The organism is Agromyces sp. Y575 (assembly GCF_059445445.1).
This window is the reverse complement of record NZ_JCAIUI010000002.1, coordinates 1,033,631-1,048,817: the sequence shown is the minus strand read 5'-3', so window position 1 is coordinate 1,048,817 and position 15,187 is coordinate 1,033,631. Positions and strand designations below refer to the sequence as shown.

The following is a 15,187-nucleotide window of genomic DNA, read 5'->3' as shown; positions in this document are numbered from 1 at the left end:
GAATCCCCGTTCAGCCGTGCAGGAGGTACTCGCGGATCGCGGCCCCCGCGTCGCGCATCGTCGCGAGGGCCTCGTCGCGATGATCGGTGCCGCGCTTCCAGTTCGCGAGCACCGAGTACGCCACTCGTCGATTCGGCGACATCGCGACGCCGATGTCGCCGCGAACGCGACTCGTCGTGCCGGTCTTGTTCCACATCCAGATGTCGCGGTCGTAGAAGTAGTGGGCGAGCGGGTCGAGGCCCCACGCCGAGGCCACCATCGAGCAGTCCATGCCGGCGCCGAGCCACCGTCGCAGCGTGTCGCAGCCCGCCTCGGTGAGCAGCTCGCTCTTCGCGACGCGCGCGACGAAGTCGGTGAGCTCCCGGGCGTTGCCCGTCGAGAGGTTCGGCGGGAAACCAGGAGGAATCGGCCAGCGCACGATGTCGTCGAGCGAGGACTCGGTGTACCCGAGTGCCGCCGTCGAACGGTGCACGGTGTCGAGGCCGACACGACGGCACATCGTGTTGGTCGCCGCGTTGTCGCTCACCGCGCCGATGAGGGCGCAGAGGTCGTAGACACTCAGCGTGTCGGCCTGCAGCAGGTACCAGAGGCCGGAGTTGTCCATCGCCTCGTTCGGCCGCCTCGTCACCGGCTCGTCGAGGCTCAGCTCACCGCGCTCTTCGAGTTCGAGCACCGAGTGCAGCAGGAACACCTTGCCGATGCTCGCCGTGTCGAGCGCGCGCTGCGCGTCGTGCTCGAAGAGCACCGCGCCGGTATCGATGTCGATCGCCTTCGCCGACCAGGTGATACCCGATGCCGTTCCGAACTCCATGTTCGCCACCCCGATACCGCCTGCCTTCATGTCGCCCGCCTTCATGCCGCCCGCCCTCATGTCGCCCGCCTCCATACCGGCGCCTTCATACCGGCGCCTTCATACCGGCGCCCTCATACCGGCGCTTGGATCTCGAGCGCTCGCCCGCGTGCGAACGCGGCGAGGCCACCGGTCCACGGTGTGCTGCTCAATGACTCAGTTGTTGATGCGTCTCGCGCATCAGTAGTGGAGTCGCCGGCGTTCTCACGGCTCGGTCGACTCAGTCGGCCCGGCACTGCGCCACGGCCCTGCACGATGATGCGGTCGTTCGCGAGATCGGCGACCGTCGTCGTGAACGTGACGAGTTCGGCGGATCGGTTCAGAACGCCTTCGGAACGCAGGGCTGCGAACACCGATTTCGCGTCGAGGGCGGCGCCGTGCCGCTCGTCGAGTCGCGCCCCGAGGTGCGCGCGCAACCGCTCGCCGCGCGTGCGGCTCTCGATGAGCGACTCGTCGCCCGGCTGCATGCCCGGCGCCGGATGTTCGATGAATCGCAAGTGATTCGTGTGCCAGAGGCACGACGAGGTCTCCGAGGCCGAGCGCGATTCCACGACTCCTGCGGCGTTCTCGATCATGACGGCTCGGCCGGTCTCCCGGTCGCCGATGTTGAACGAGAACCCGCCGGCGCATGGCACCGACGACGCCCTTTCGATCGCCTCGGCACCCGAGTGGCTCCGCTGCGCGTGGCGCGCGACGAAGTGCCGCCCCGCACCGTTCGGGTCGGGTTCGACGACCGGCACGTGATCGAGGCCCCACACGGTGCCCGCCTCGCTGACGACGAAGGAGTTCGACGGCAGGAAACCCGGGTACCAGACGACCGTGACGGTCGGGTCGCCCTCGATCGCGAGCGTGACGAGGCAGACGTCGTCGGTCGAGGCGGCGTGGCCGTCTTCGTTGTGACCCACGACGAGTGCAGCGGATGTCGCGAACGACACGTCGCTGCATCCGGTGCCGTCTCGCCCGACGTCGCCGCGCAGGTTGTACACCCACAGGTCGAATGCGGGCAGCCCAGCACCCTCGGCGAGCAGGTCGAGTTCGTGCGACTCGACCGGGCAGAGTCGGCGAGTCGACGCCTCGATGCGCTGCATCCGCTCACCCACGGCCTCGCGCTCGACGCGAGTCATGAGCTTCGACCATTGCGCGTCGGACCGCGCCCGGATATCGCGGATGCGATCGGCGAAATGCGCGCCGAGCTCGCGGAACACCGTGTCGCGATCGCCGGCGACGACGACCCAGGGCAGGCCGGAGACCGGAGCATTCTCGTGGAGGGTCATTCGCGAGTCACGAAGCCGTCGCGAGCACGCCGTCACGCCCGACGATCTTCGGGGCCGCGGCGAGCAGCTTCTTCGTGTACTCGTGCTGCGGGTCGAGCAGCACCGATTCGGTCGTGCCACGCTCCACGATCTCCCCGTGGTACATCACGGCGACCGTGTCGGCGATGTTCCAGGCGAGACCGAGGTCGTGAGTGATGACGAGAGCGGAGAGGCCGAGCTCGTCGCGCAGCCGGAGCATGAGCGCGAGGATCTCGCCTCGCGCCGAGGCATCCAGCGATGCGACCGGTTCGTCGGCGATGAGCATCTGCGGATTCATCGCGAGCGCCCCGGCGATCACGACGCGCTGACGCTGCCCGCCCGACAGCTCGTGCGGAATCGCCTCGAAGAAGTGCTCCGCCGGCATCAGCTCGGCGTTCTCGAGGCTCGCGGCGACCTGATCGCGCTCGTCGCCCGGATAGTGCTGAATGCGAAGCCCCTCTGCCACGGCTTCGTACACGCTGAGCTTCGGGTTCAGCGCCGCCGACGGGTCCTGCAGGATGAGCTGCACCTGCCGACGGAACTCGCGCAGGCGCTTCGTCGAACGGCCGAGCGGCGAACCACGGAAGAGCACCTGGCCTCCCCGGTCGGGCGACTCGAGTCCGAGCAGGGTTCGTGCGAGCGTCGTCTTTCCCGAACCGGACTGGCCGACGAGTGCGACGATCTCGCCGCGACGACAGGCGAGGTCGACTCCGCGCACCGCCTGCACGGTCTTGCCGCGCGAGCGGAAGGTGACGCTGAGGTTGCGGGCTTCGAGCAGGACCTCCTTCTCTGCCACGTCTTCGGCCGCGGGATCGCCCGCCCCCTCCACGGCATCCGCTGCACTGATCGCGCGCGCGACCGCGGCGGCGACCGGCGCCGAGATCGCGCCCGTCGTCGTCTCGCCGCGGCGGGTGACGGGCTTCAACCGCGACGCGGGGTCCCCGATGGTCGGGAAGGCATCGGCGAGTTGTTTCGTGTACGCCTCCTGCGGATCGGTGCAGATCTGCTGCGACTCCCCGACCTCGACGAGCACGCCGTCGCGCATGACGGCGATGCGTTCGCACGCGGTGGCGAGCACCGAGAGATCGTGGCTGATCATGAGGAGCGAGATGCCCCGCCGGGTCACGAGGTCTTTCACGACCTCGAGGATCTGCCCCTGCACGATGACGTCGAGCGCCGTCGTCGGCTCGTCGGCGATGATGATGTCGGGCTCGCACGCGAGCGCCATCGCGATCATGACGCGCTGCTTCTGCCCGCCCGAGAGCTCGTGCGGATACGAGGCCGCCTTCGCGAGCGGCAGGTCGACCTGGCCCAGCAACTCGGCCAGGCGGGCCTTTCGCGCCTCTGGGCTGCGCCACGCGTCTTTCACGTGCAGCTCGAGAGCCTCGATGATCTGCTGGCCGACGGTTCGCACGGGATTCAGCGAGTGCATCGCCCCCTGGAAGACGATCGCGACCTCCGACCAGCGCAACGCCCGCAACTGGCCGAAGCTCAGATCGGAGACGCTCTGATCGCCGACGCGCACCTGCCCGTCGATCACCGCGTTGTCGGGCAGCAGCCGCAGCACGCTCATCGCGAGCGTCGACTTGCCGGAACCCGATTCGCCGGCGATGCCGAGGGTGCCGCCCGCGGGCAGCGAGAGGCTCACGTTGCGCACGGCGGCGATGTCGCCGCGACCCCGCGACGCGACGGTGCGATAGGTGATCGAGACGTCGTCGAAAACGAGATCGGGCATGATCAACGGCTCCTGAGGGTCGGGTTCACGATGGATTCGAACGCACGCCCGACGAGGGTGAACGCCAGAACCACGAGCACGATCGCGAGACCCGGGATGACGACGTACCACCAGTAGCCGCTCGTCGCGGCCGAGACGTCCATCGAGTCCTTCAGAATGGTGCCCCACGATTGCTGGGTCGGGTCGCCGAGGCCGAGGAAGGCGAGCGTCGACTCGGCGATGATCGCCGAACCGACCGTGAGGGTCGTGTTGGCGAGCACGAGCGGCAGCACCGCCGGGAAGAGGTGCTTGCCGATGATGTGCCAGTGCCCCGCGCCGAGCACTTGGGAGCGCTCGACGTATGGGCGGGCCTCGACGGCGAGGGTCTGGGCTCTCACGAGGCGGGCGGTACTCGCCCACGAGGTCACGCCGATGGCGATCACGATCGTGAGCACCCCGCGGCTGAGCACCGACGACAGCACGATTGCGAGCACGAGCGAGGGCAGTACGAGGAAGAAGTCGACGAAGCGCATGATGATGCCGCCGGTGACGCCGGTGAAGTGGCCGGCGGCCATGCCCACGAGGGTGCCGATGACCATCGACATCGCCGTCGCGGCGACGCCGACGAGCAGCGAGGTGCGCGCACCCCAGATCATGCGGACCCACAGCTCGCGACCCTGATGGTCAGTGCCCATCGGATGCTCCCACGATGGCGGGGCGAACCTCGGCTGGTCGGTGAGCTGCGTGACGTCGAGCAGCGAGCGGTCGGCGATGACCGGGGCCAGGATCGCGAGAAGGATGACGACGCCGAGGAAGATGAGCCCCGACATGCCCGATGCGCTCGCGCGGAACTCGCGCCAGAGCTTCGCCGCCGAGGCACGACGCCGGCGACCGGCCACCTGCCGGGTCGTGAGCTGGGCGGCCGGCCGCGCCTGTTCGGTGGTGCTCATGCGCGCCTCACTCTCGGGTCGAGCTGCCGATAGATGAGGTCGGCGATGAGATTCATGACGATGATGATGGTCGAGAAGACCACGAAGGTTCCCTGCAGCAGGGGCATGTCGGGGCCGCTGATGGCCTCGTAGGTGAGCTTGCCGAGCCCGGGCCAGGAGAACACCGTCTCGACGGTGACGGCTCCGGCGATGAGCCCGCCGATGTGCATGAAGACGAGGGTCACCGTGGGCAGCAGCGCGTTCGGCACGGCGTGCCGACGACGCACGAGGTCGTCGCGCAGCCCCTTCGCGCGCGCCGTCGTCAGGTAGTCGGAGGACTTCTCCTCGAGCAGCGATGCTCGCATGACCATGAGGTACTGCGCGAAGACCACCGCGACCATCGTGACCACTGGAAGCACCATGTGCCGGGCGACGTCGATGACGTAGGCGAAAGAGCCCGGCTCGAGGCCCGGGGCGGACATACCACCCGTCGGGAACCACCGGAGCGTGCCACCGAAGACCATGAGCAGGATCAGCGCGAGCCAGAACGTGGGCACCGACCACAGGGTGAGTGAGGTGCCGGTGGCGACCTTGTCGAAGAGCGAGCCGTTGCGCCATGCCGCACGCTGGCCGAGCCACAGCCCCAGAGTGATTGCGATGACCGCGGCGGTGCCGGTCAGCAGCAGGGTCGGACCGATGTACTGCCCGATGAGCTCGCTCACCGAGGTGCGGTACACGTAGCTCTGACCGAGGTTGCCGGTGACGATGTTGACGAGGTAGTCGATGAACTGCTGGGTGACGGGCTTGTCGAGGCCGTACTGGCGCCGGAGCTCGGCGATCTGTTCGGGACTCATCGGGCGTTCCTGCGCGATGCGTCGCACCGGGTCGCCCGGCAGCACCCGGAAGGCGAAGAAGCCGAGCAGCACGACCATGACGAGGCTGATGAGCGCCCCGCCCAGCTTGGAGCCGAGGTAGCTCAGAAACGACGAGCGTGCCGGCGCTTCCTCTGCGAGCTTCTCGTCGTGCACCGCCGCGTTCACGGGGGTGATCGTGTCTGTCATTGCGCTCCGTCCTCCTTCACTTGCGCCCGATTTCTCTTGGCGCCCGACATCGGTCGCCCGGCCGGATGCCGCCACTGGCGACATCCGACCGGGTTTGCGTTGTCCGACTACTCGCGATCGCCCGCGGTCTTACGACGTCGCACGATCACGATCGCGACGACACCGGCAGCCACGACGAGCACGCCGAGGCCGATCCAGAGACCGATCGCCGGGCCGGAGTCGCCTGTCGACGAAGAGGCCTCATCGGAGACCGGCTCGACCGTGAGGTAGCCCCAGTACCCGGCCTGGTTCGCGATGATGCCGTTCTCCTTGGGCTGTGTCGTGTAGCCCGTGAAGCGGTCGGAGCGGTAGGCCTCGAGCGCCTGGCCATACCAGAGGGTGATCTGCGCGACATCCTCGTAGTGCATGCGCAGCATGTCGTGCACCAATTCGGCGCGCTTGCCCTCGTCGAGCTCCGAGTGCTGTTCGGCATAGAGGGCATCGAACTCGGGGTTGCAGTAGCCGTCTTGACTCGTCGCGCCGTTGCCCTCGGCGTCGGGTCGCGATGCGCACAGGTTGAGGCCGAGCTGGTAATCGGGATCGGGGTTCACGCTCCAACCCGAGAAGTACAGGTCGTAGTCGCTGACGGAGGTGCGATCGGAGATGGTGTCGGTGTCGGTCGTCTCGAGCTTCAGCTCGACGCCGATGTCGGCCATCCAGGGCACGAGGTACTCGGCGGTCGACATCTCGACGATGTCTTCCGCGTCGGCGAGCAGTCGGATCGAGAGGCGGTTGCCGTCCTTCTCACGGATGCCGTCGGCACCGGCGACCCAGCCCGCACCCTCGAGCTTGGCGATCGCCGCGTCGGGGTCGAACGAGACGATCGCCTCGTCGTCGTCGGGCAGGTGCCACTTCTCGAACGCGCTCGGGATGAAGCTCGTCGCGGGAGCGCCGTAGCCGCCGAGCACGTTCTTCAGCAGCGACTCCATGTCGATGCCGAGACGGAGCGCCTCGCGCACCGCGAGCTCCTTGAGCGCGGGGCTGCCGGTGCCGTAGGCGACGCCCTCGGGCGTCTCGGCTCCGGCGTTCACGCTGATCGACGTGAAACGACGACCGGTGCCCGCCTGGGTCGTGACGCCCTCTTCGCCCTCGAGTGCGCTCATCTGGGTGTCGGTGAGCCCCGTGACGAGGTCGACCTCGCCAGCGCGCAGCGCCTGGATCTGGGCGTCGGAGTTGGTGTAGTAGACGTACTGGATGCCGTCGATCTTGGGGGCGCCGCGCCAGAAGTTCGGGTTCGCCTTCAGGGTGATCGACTGGTTCGCCGAGTAGCTCTCGAGCGTGTACGGGCCGGAGCCGACGACATCGGCGTCGTTCTCGAAGGTCGTGGGGTCGTCGACCTCGGCCCAGATGTGCTCGGGCAGCACGGGGATCTCGGAGCCGGGATTCGGCGCCTGAGGTGTCTTCAGGTTGATGACGACGGTGAGGTCGTCGGGTGCTTCGACGCTCTCGAAGTTCGACACGAGGTTGCCGTTGGCGGTGCCCAGCATCGGGTCGTTCATCATCGACTCGTAGGTGTACTTCACGTCGGCGGAGGTGATCGGCTCGTCGTCGGACCACTTCATGCCCTCATGCAGGGTGAAGGTCCAGGTCATGCCGTCAGGACTGGCCTCCCACTCTTCAGCGAGGCCCTCGGTGGGCGAGCCGTCTTCGGCATCGTTCTGCACGAGGCTCTCGTAGACGTAGCGGATGACGTTCGTCGGTGTCAGGTAGATCGAGATGAACGGGTTGAACGTGTCGACGAAGCCGGCCGTCGCGATGCGAAGCATCTTCGCATCGGCGCTCGACGAGGCCGACGGCGTCGCGTCGCTTGCGAGCGGAGTGGCGAACGCGGTCGCCGCGGGCCCGATCGCAAGACAGGCCGCGAGAGAGACGGCCGCAACGACGGGGAACCCACGCCGCGACCTTCCATTCCTGGGGGTTGGGGTAGCACGCATACGTTTCATATTCCTTCGCTGCTGGAGTCGGACATGTGGTGCGGAACTCGAATCTCTAGCAAGAGAACATGATGGGGCGATGAATAGTCAACTACCAAGATGCGATTCGTATCAGAATTTACCGATCGGCAACAATCCGGCTGTCCAGTGAACAGGCTGATGAAATTCCGAGAACTTATGATTCTCATCGGAAATCTGCCGAAGGAAGGCAACACAATCGGCCTGGAGCAGAAACTGCCGTTTTCGGCGGAGGGAGTCGCCCGCACTTCGGGTGGGTCGAGCCGGGCTCCGTTGCTCCAGGCTGAACATCTGAACCCTATCTCATGGATCGCCGGATCTGAACGCGGTGCATGAACCGGACACTATGGTGGAACGAATGGGCGAGCCGAACGCGACAGCACAACTCGACAACGACATCGACCTGCGCATCGTCGCAGCACTCGCGGCCGACGGTCAGGCGACGCTCACGACCCTCTCGACGCTCACGGGCCTGTCGACCTCGGCCGTGCAGTCGCGCGTGCAGCGGCTCGAGCAGCGGGGGGTCATCAGCGGCTACCGCGCCGTCATCGACCCGCAGGCCGTCGGCGTGCCCCTCACCGCATTCCTCGAGATCACGCTCACCGGACCGGCGCCCGACGGTGATCTCGGCGAGCTTCTCGTCGGGCACCCCGAGATCGAATCCTGCTACGCGACCTCGGGCGACGCGAGTCATCTCGCCATCGCCAGGCTCGGCACAGCGGCCGAACTCGATGAGCTGCTCGTGCGCATCCGCTCCACCCACCCCGTGCGGGTGAGCACGACGGTCGCACTGCGCACGATCTTCGAGGGGCGCCCGCTCTCGACCCTCGCACGCACACATCCGGCGCGCCCGACCGCGACCGTCTCCCCCTCGTGACGGAGCCGCCGGCATGGGGGCGCGGGCAAGACCCGTCACGCGACGGATGCCCCGGCCACGCGGCATCCGTAGCGTGAAGCCATGCTCGAACTCAACGACGTGACCAAACGCTACGGCGAGCGCCTCGCCCTCGACCACGTGAGCTTCACCGTCGGAGACGGCCGCCTCACCGGCTTCGTCGGCGGCAACGGCGCAGGCAAGACGACGACGATGCGCATCATCCTCGGCGTGCTCTCCTCCGACGAAGGCACCGTCACCCTCGGCGGCGACGCCGTCACAGAGGTCGACCGGCGCCGCTTCGGCTACATGCCCGAAGAGCGCGGGCTGTACCCCAAGATGCGCCTGCTCGAGCAGACGGTCTACCTCGCCCGCCTGCACGGCTGGACCGCCGCCGCCGCGCACCGCAACGCCATCGAACTGCTCGAGCGTCTCGGCCTCGGCGAGCGCACGGACGACACCATCGAGTCGCTCTCGCTCGGCAACCAGCAGCGGGCGCAGATCGCGGCTGCCCTCGTGCACCAGCCCGAGGTGCTCATCCTCGACGAGCCGTTCTCGGGCCTCGACCCGATGGCCGTCGAGACGGTGCAGGGCGTGCTGGCCGATGCTGCGGCATCCGGTGCCCCCGTGCTGTTCTCCTCGCACCAGCTCGACATCGTCGAGCGGCTCTGCGACGACCTCGTCATCATCTCCGGCGGCCGCATCGCCGCCGCCGGCACCGGCGACGCCCTGCGCGCCGAGCACAGCTCGGAGCGGTGGGAGCTGCTCACCTCGGGCGATGTCGGCTGGCTGCGTGAGCAGCCCGGCATCCGGGTCGCCGAGTTCGACGGTGGCTGGGCCGTCTTCGAAGCCGAGACGGATGCCGCTCGGCAGGCCGCACTCACCGAAGCCGTCTCCCGCGGCGAAGTCGTGAGCTTCACCCGCGAGCACACCACGCTCGCCCAGATCTTCAAGGAGGTCGTGCTGTGAGCACCGGACCGGACAACACCGCTGGTCGAGTAGCGAGCGAAGCGAGCGTATCGAGACCCGGCACCAGGTCTCGATACGGCGCCGGCGCGCCTACTCGACCAACGGGGGGCGACGAACGCCGCACCCCGAGCTTCATCGACAGCGTCAACCTCGTCGCGGGGCGGGAGGTCACGATGCGCCTGCGTAGCAAGGCATTCCTCATCTCCACGGGCATACTCATGCTCGGCGTGCTCGCCTCGGTCGTGCTCGGCAGCATCTTCGGCGGGCAGTCGGAGTCGCCGAGGGTCGCCGTGATCGCGGGAGCGACCGACGTCGTCGCGGGCAACGAGTCGCTCGAGGCGGTGCCGGCGGCCGATCAGAATGCGGCGGAGCAGATGCTGCGCGACGGCGACGTCGAGGCGATCGTCGCACCCGCGGCATCCGAACCGCTCGGCGTCGTCGTGATCGGCCTCGACTCGGCGCCGAACTCGGTCCTCTCGGCGCTCTCGGTGAATCCGACGGTCGAACTGCTCGACCCACCGGCGGTCGATCCCGGCCTCGCCTACCTCGTCGCGTTCGGGTTCGGCATCGTGTTCTTCATGTCGGCGATCACGTTCGGTTCGACGATCGCGCAATCGGTCGTCGAGGAGAAGCAGACCCGCGTCGTCGAGATCCTGCTCTCCGCCGTGTCGGCGCGCGCGCTGCTCACGGGCAAGGTGATCGGCAACAGCGTGCTCGCGTTCTCGCAGATCCTCGCGATCGCGGTGCTCGCGATCCTCGGGCTGATGCTCAGCGGCCAGCAGGTGCTGCTCGGCGTGCTCGGGGCATCCGTCATCTGGTTCGTGGTGTTCTTCGCGATCGGATTCGTGATGCTCGCCGCGCTCTTCGCCGCGAGCGCCGCCCTGGTGTCGCGCGCCGAAGACATCGGCTCGGTCACGACGCCGGTGACGATGCTCGTGATGATCCCCTACTTCCTCGTGATCTTCTTCAACGACAACCCGGTCGTGCTCACGATCATGAGCTACGTGCCGTTCTCGGCGCCCGTCGGGATGCCGATGCGGATCTTCCTCGGACAGGCCGAGTGGTGGGAGCCGATCGTCTCGCTCGTGCTGCTCGTCGCGACCACGGCGCTCGCGGTCGTGATCGGCGAGCGCATCTACCGCAGCTCGCTGCTGAAGACGGGTGCGCGCGTGCCGTTCGCCGAGGCGCTGCGCGGCTGAGCCCGCTCCCCTCGCGCACACCGGGCCTTCCGCGGTCGTCGAGAGTGCAGTTGATGCCGGATTCCCTTGCGAATAGCGACATCAACTGCACTCTCGGCGCAGGTGAGAGGGGTGAGAGGATGGTTCGGTGACTGAACAGCTCCACGACACCTCCCTCCGCGGCTTCGCCTCCGACAACTACTCGGGCGTGCACCCCGCGGTGCTCGCGGCCATCGCCGCCGCCAACGACGGCCACCAGGTCGCCTACGGCGAAGACGTCTACACCGAGCGCCTGCAGCAGGTGTTCGCGCGGCACTTCGGCGAGGGCATCGAGGCGTTCCCCGTCTTCAATGGCACCGGCGCGAACGTCACAGGCTTGCAGTCGATGCTCCCCCGCTGGGGTGCCGTGATCTCGGCAAGTACCGCGCACATCAACTCCGACGAGGGCGGTGCGCCTGAGCGCGTGGGCGGCATCAAGCTGCTCACCGTGTCCGCGCCAGACGGCAAGCTCACCCCCGAGCTCATCGACCGCGAGGCGTGGGGTTGGGGCGACGAGCACCGCGCGCAGCCGCTCGTCGTCTCGATCACGCAGACCACCGAGCTCGGCACGGCGTACACGGCCGACGAGGTGCGCATGATCGCCGACCACGCGCACGAGCGCGGCATGAAGCTGCACATGGACGGCGCACGCCTCTCGAACGCGGCCGCCACCCTCGGCCTTCCGCTCCGAGCGTTCACGCGCGACGCCGGGGTCGACGTGCTGAGCTTCGGCGGTACCAAGAACGGTGCGCTCGGCGCCGAGGCCATCGTGGTGCTGAACACCGAGGCATCCGAGGGCCTGAAGTACCTGCGCAAGCTCAACATGCAGCTCGCGTCGAAGATGCGTTTCGTCTCGGCGCAGCTCATCGCGTTGCTCGAGGGCGACCTCTGGCTCGAGAACGCGAGCCACTCCAACGCGATGGCCCGCCGCCTCCGCGACGCGCTCGACGCCGGCGTCGCCGCGGGCGAGCTGCCGGGACTCGGCTTCACGCAGCACACCCAGTCGAACGGCGTCTTCGCGACGTTGCCCGCGGGCGTCGCCGACCGGCTCCGCGAGCGGTTCCGCTTCTACGATTGGGATGCCGCGCGCGGCGAGGTGCGCTGGATGTGCGGCTTCGACACTAGCGAGGCAGACATCGACGCGTTCGTCGCGGGCATCCGCGAGGAGCTCACCCGCCCCTGACGGGAGCACACGAAGGGCGGATGCCGCGTCGCCGCGACATCCGCCCCGTTCAGTTCAACCGCTCAGCGACCAGTGCGACCGCGATCGCGGCCGATGGCCGCGATCGCGTTCACGATGCCCTTACCGTAGAACCCGTTCGGCGAACCGCCGCCCTCGCAGGTGTGCGTCGCCGTGAGGGTGGCGCCCGCCGGCGTGTGCCGCGTGTAGGTGAACTCCGCGGGCACCGGGCAGGCAGTGTCGACCGCGCTCTGCGCGAGCCTCCATTCGACGACCGCCGGTGCGAGCCACTTGCCGTGGAGCCCCTTGCGGAGGTCGGGCAGGCCGTACTTGCTGACGATCAGCGCTGCGACACCCGCTGCGTGCGGCGATGCCATCGACGTGCCCTGCAAGTACTGGTAGTACGCGCACGTCGCGCCGCTCCTATCGCAACTCTTCACGACGTAGTCGACGGTCGGCTCGCCGTTCTCGTCGATCTCGCCGTTCGCCTCGGCCAGCGACTTCGGGTACGCGGCGAGCGCGCCCTTCGTGACGTCGCGCGTGTTGTCGGCCGTGTCGTACACGTCTCCGCCCGGCGCGGCCACGTCGATGTAGCCGTTGCCGTAGTCGGAGTAGTACGCCTTGCGCTCGGAGATGCCGGTGCTCGACACCGAGACCACGCCATCGCCCTCTGACGGCATCGAGGTGCACGTCGCCGGGTCGAGCAGGTCGCGGGTGTACGCGACCTCTCCCGGCACATCGGCGAAGTCGGGGCTCGACGCGTCGCTCATCGCCTTCGTGTAGTCGGTCGCCCCGTTGCCTGCCGCGGAGACGAGCGTCACGCCCTTGGCGCGTGCGTAGTCGAGGGCACGCTGCATGGCCGTGATCACGGTCTGCTGCTCCTGCTGGTCTTCGGGCGAGTCGGCCGGGTGGCTCGTGCAGTTGAACAGCCACGGGTCGACGTAGTAGCTCATGTTGATCACGTCGATGCCGTTCTTGCCGGCATAGGTGAGCGCGTCGACGGATGACTGCAGGAAGAAGTACCCCGAGTCCTGACCGGCGCGCAGGTTCACGAGCGTCACGTTCGGTGCGACACCCGCGATGCCGACGCCGTTGATCGGCGAGCCGATCGTGGAGGCGACGTGCGTACCGTGCCCGTTCTCGTCGACATCGGCCGGGTCTTCACACGACTGGTCGGCTTCGTCTTCACACGGGCCGTCGACCTCGACGCCGTTCGCGTCGAACGGCACGTCGACCGTGAAGTTGCGGCTGAGCTTCGCGTTGAAGTTCGGTGCGATGTCGGGGTGCGATCCGTCGACGCCGGTGTCGAGGATGCCGACGAGCACCTTCTTCGATCCCTTCTCCCACTTGTAGGAGCCGTCCATCGTCGCGCCGATCTGCTGCATGTCCCACTGCAGGTCGGCGAGCGGTTCTCCTGGCCGCCCGGTGCCGTGCCGGTCAGCGGCGTGCGCCGACGGCGCGGCGGCTTCGGTGCGCCCTTCGGTTTCGACGGCATCGGCCTTGCGCGATTTCGTATCGGAGGCGTGCCCGTCGGACACGCCGGCGATGACGCGATTCTTCGCGGTGCCCTCGATGACCCCCTGCTCGGCGGCTGCTTCGGCGAAGCCGGCCTCGCTGGTGACGACGGTTGCGACGCCGACGTCGGTGTTCTCACCGACGATGGTGCCGCCCGCTGCTTCAACTGCGACTCGTGCCTGCTCGCTCGAGGTTCCCTCGGCGAAGAGCACGACGAACTCCTGTTCGCTCGTCGCCTCCGATGTGGCTGCCCCTGCCGGCGCGGCCGCAAGTGCAGTGACGGCGAGTGCGAGTACGGCGCCCGCTGCGATCGATCTGATCCGTGGCATGAATACCCTCCTTCTGTGGCGGATTTGTCCGCCATGCTGGCACACGGAGGGCGCACCCCGGAAGAGGGTCGTGCGGAATCGCAGATGCTGCGGCATCGGCTGCGGCAGGCGCTGTGAGGCGAGCCTGTGGCAGGCGCTGGGGCAGGCGCTGTGGGCTGAGCCTGCGGGCATCCGCTCGCCGGTTCAGCTCACGGGCGCAGCATCACCTTGATCGCGCGCCGTTCGTCCATCGCGGCATACGCTTCGGCGACTTCGGCGAGCGGCAGCTCGAGGTCGAAGACCCGGCCGGGTTCGATCGCGCCCGAGCGCACGTCGGGCAGCAGTTCCTCGATGTAGCCGCGCACGGGCGCGACGCCGCCGTTCACGCCGACGTTGCGGTCGAAGAGCGGTCGTACCGGCAGCTCAGGGCCGCCGTTCGGCACCCCGACGTAGCCGACCATGCCGCCGGGTCGGCTCGAGCGGATGGCTTGGTCCATCGACTCCTTGGTGCCGACGCACTCGAGCACACGATCGGCGCCGATGCCCCCCGTAAGCTCCTTCACCCGTGCGACGCCCTCGACGCCGCGCTCGGCGACCACGTGCGTCGCACCGAATTCACGGGCGAGCTCCTGGCGGTCGGGATGCCGCGACATCGCGATGATCGTCGTGGCGCCGAGCCGCTTCGCGGCGATGATCGCGCAGAGCCCGACAGCTCCGTCGCCGACGACGGCGACCGAGTCGCCGGGAGCGACCCCGGCCGACACCGCCGCGTGATGCCCCGTGCCCATGACGTCGGAGAGCGCGAGCAGGCCGGGCACCTCGGATTCGGCGACCGGCCCAGGCACGACGACGAGCGTGCCGTCGGCGAGCGGCACCCGCACCCGCTCGCCCTGCCCGCCGTCGGCGAACGCGCCATGACGGTCGTCGCCGCCCCACCATCCGCCGTTCAGGCATGAGGTCGAGACGCCGTTGCGGCAGTTGACGCACGTGTTGTCGCACACGTAGAAGGGGGCGATCACGAAGTCGCCGACGGCGACCACCGCGACATCCGGCCCCACTGCTTCGACCACGCCGATGAACTCGTGGCCGATGCGATGCGGCTCGCGCGTGGGCGTGATGCCGCGGTACGGCCAGAGGTCCGAACCGCACACGCACGCAGCAACGACCTTGACGATCGCGTCGCCGCCCGTGGAGAGCACGGGGTCGGGCACGGTTTCCACACGGATGTCGCGGGCGGCGTGGATGACGGTGGCGAGCATGGTTCGAGCCTACGCTCAGGCGCCGGCG

12 protein-coding genes are annotated in these 15,187 nt (G+C 68.2%); 4 read left to right on the top strand and 8 right to left on the bottom strand.

Translation table 11 applies throughout. From position 1 onward, the window contains the following. Nucleotides 1-10: 10 nt before the first annotated feature. From AC1C2U_RS10995 to AC1C2U_RS10970, 6 genes are all read right to left on the bottom strand, one after another. Nucleotides 11-886: a serine hydrolase gene (locus AC1C2U_RS10995; protein ID WP_495361771.1), complete on the bottom strand. Its 876-nt coding sequence runs from the start codon at nucleotides 884-886 to the stop codon at nucleotides 11-13. A gap of 38 nt (nucleotides 887-924) precedes the next feature. After that, nucleotides 925-2,124 (bottom strand): C45 family autoproteolytic acyltransferase/hydrolase, encoded by a 1,200-nt coding sequence (locus AC1C2U_RS10990; protein ID WP_495361770.1) that lies wholly within the window; start codon nucleotides 2,122-2,124, stop codon nucleotides 925-927. A gap of 7 nt (nucleotides 2,125-2,131) precedes the next feature. After that, a complete protein-coding gene (locus AC1C2U_RS10985; protein ID WP_495361769.1) occupies nucleotides 2,132-3,877 on the bottom strand; it encodes an ATP-binding cassette domain-containing protein in 1,746 nt (581 codons plus the stop codon). Nucleotides 3,878-3,879: 2 nt separating this feature from the next. Then, the gene (locus AC1C2U_RS10980; RefSeq protein ID WP_495361768.1) at nucleotides 3,880-4,806 is read right to left on the bottom strand and encodes an ABC transporter permease; all 927 of its coding nucleotides are present in this window, start codon (nucleotides 4,804-4,806) and stop codon (nucleotides 3,880-3,882) included. Further along, nucleotides 4,803-5,846, bottom strand: a complete 1,044-nt coding sequence (locus AC1C2U_RS10975) for an ABC transporter permease (RefSeq protein ID WP_495361767.1) — start codon at nucleotides 5,844-5,846, stop codon at nucleotides 4,803-4,805. The genes AC1C2U_RS10980 and AC1C2U_RS10975 overlap by 4 nt, the downstream gene beginning before the upstream one ends. A 107-nt stretch (nucleotides 5,847-5,953) precedes the next feature. Next, nucleotides 5,954-7,651 carry an ABC transporter substrate-binding protein gene (locus AC1C2U_RS10970; RefSeq protein WP_495361766.1) on the bottom strand — a complete coding sequence of 566 codons (1,698 nt, stop codon included), beginning with the start codon at nucleotides 7,649-7,651 and terminating at the stop codon, nucleotides 5,954-5,956. Nucleotides 7,652-8,195: 544 nt separating this feature from the next. On the opposite strand from AC1C2U_RS10970, the gene AC1C2U_RS10965 reads away from it, so the two are divergent. The 4 genes from AC1C2U_RS10965 (at nucleotide 8,196) to AC1C2U_RS10950 (ending at nucleotide 12,080) form a co-directional block, all read left to right on the top strand. Further along, nucleotides 8,196-8,714, top strand: coding sequence for an Lrp/AsnC family transcriptional regulator (locus AC1C2U_RS10965; protein WP_495361765.1), 519 nt, complete (start codon nucleotides 8,196-8,198; stop codon nucleotides 8,712-8,714). A gap of 81 nt (nucleotides 8,715-8,795) precedes the next feature. Continuing rightward, nucleotides 8,796-9,680, top strand: a complete 885-nt coding sequence (locus tag AC1C2U_RS10960) for an ABC transporter ATP-binding protein (protein WP_495361764.1) — start codon at nucleotides 8,796-8,798, stop codon at nucleotides 9,678-9,680. Nucleotides 9,681-9,814: 134 nt separating this feature from the next. After that, the gene (locus tag AC1C2U_RS10955) at nucleotides 9,815-10,879 is read left to right on the top strand and encodes an ABC transporter permease (protein WP_495361982.1); all 1,065 of its coding nucleotides are present in this window, start codon (nucleotides 9,815-9,817) and stop codon (nucleotides 10,877-10,879) included. A gap of 127 nt (nucleotides 10,880-11,006) precedes the next feature. Further along, nucleotides 11,007-12,080, top strand: coding sequence for a threonine aldolase family protein (locus AC1C2U_RS10950; protein ID WP_495361763.1), 1,074 nt, complete (start codon nucleotides 11,007-11,009; stop codon nucleotides 12,078-12,080). 62 nt (nucleotides 12,081-12,142) lie between these two features. On the opposite strand, the gene AC1C2U_RS10945 is transcribed toward AC1C2U_RS10950, so the two are convergent. Beyond that, nucleotides 12,143-13,921 carry a S8 family serine peptidase gene (locus AC1C2U_RS10945; protein WP_495361762.1) on the bottom strand — a complete coding sequence of 593 codons (1,779 nt, stop codon included), beginning with the start codon at nucleotides 13,919-13,921 and terminating at the stop codon, nucleotides 12,143-12,145. Nucleotides 13,922-14,109: 188 nt separating this feature from the next. Beyond that, on the bottom strand, nucleotides 14,110-15,159 hold the full coding sequence (locus AC1C2U_RS10940; RefSeq protein ID WP_495361761.1) for a zinc-dependent alcohol dehydrogenase family protein: 1,050 nt from the start codon (nucleotides 15,157-15,159) through the stop codon (nucleotides 14,110-14,112). Nucleotides 15,160-15,187: the final 28 nt, after the last annotated feature.

Excerpts from the sequence above, each read along its gene's own strand:
- AC1C2U_RS10995 (WP_495361771.1), bottom strand. The coding sequence starts at position 886 with ATGGAGGCGGGCGACATGAGGGCGGGCGGCATGAAGGCGGGCGACATG.
- AC1C2U_RS10990 (WP_495361770.1), bottom strand. The coding sequence starts at position 2,124 with ATGACCCTCCACGAGAATGCTCCGGTCTCCGGCCTGCCCTGGGTCGTC.
- AC1C2U_RS10985 (WP_495361769.1), bottom strand. The coding sequence starts at position 3,877 with ATGCCCGATCTCGTTTTCGACGACGTCTCGATCACCTATCGCACCGTC.
- AC1C2U_RS10980 (WP_495361768.1), bottom strand. The coding sequence starts at position 4,806 with ATGAGCACCACCGAACAGGCGCGGCCGGCCGCCCAGCTCACGACCCGG.
- AC1C2U_RS10975 (WP_495361767.1), bottom strand. The coding sequence starts at position 5,846 with ATGACAGACACGATCACCCCCGTGAACGCGGCGGTGCACGACGAGAAG.
- AC1C2U_RS10970 (WP_495361766.1), bottom strand. The coding sequence starts at position 7,651 with ATGCTTCGCATCGCGACGGCCGGCTTCGTCGACACGTTCAACCCGTTC.
- AC1C2U_RS10965 (WP_495361765.1), top strand. The coding sequence starts at position 8,196 with ATGGGCGAGCCGAACGCGACAGCACAACTCGACAACGACATCGACCTG.
- AC1C2U_RS10960 (WP_495361764.1), top strand. The coding sequence starts at position 8,796 with ATGCTCGAACTCAACGACGTGACCAAACGCTACGGCGAGCGCCTCGCC.
- AC1C2U_RS10945 (WP_495361762.1), bottom strand. The coding sequence starts at position 13,921 with ATGCCACGGATCAGATCGATCGCAGCGGGCGCCGTACTCGCACTCGCC.
- AC1C2U_RS10940 (WP_495361761.1), bottom strand. The coding sequence starts at position 15,159 with ATGCTCGCCACCGTCATCCACGCCGCCCGCGACATCCGTGTGGAAACC.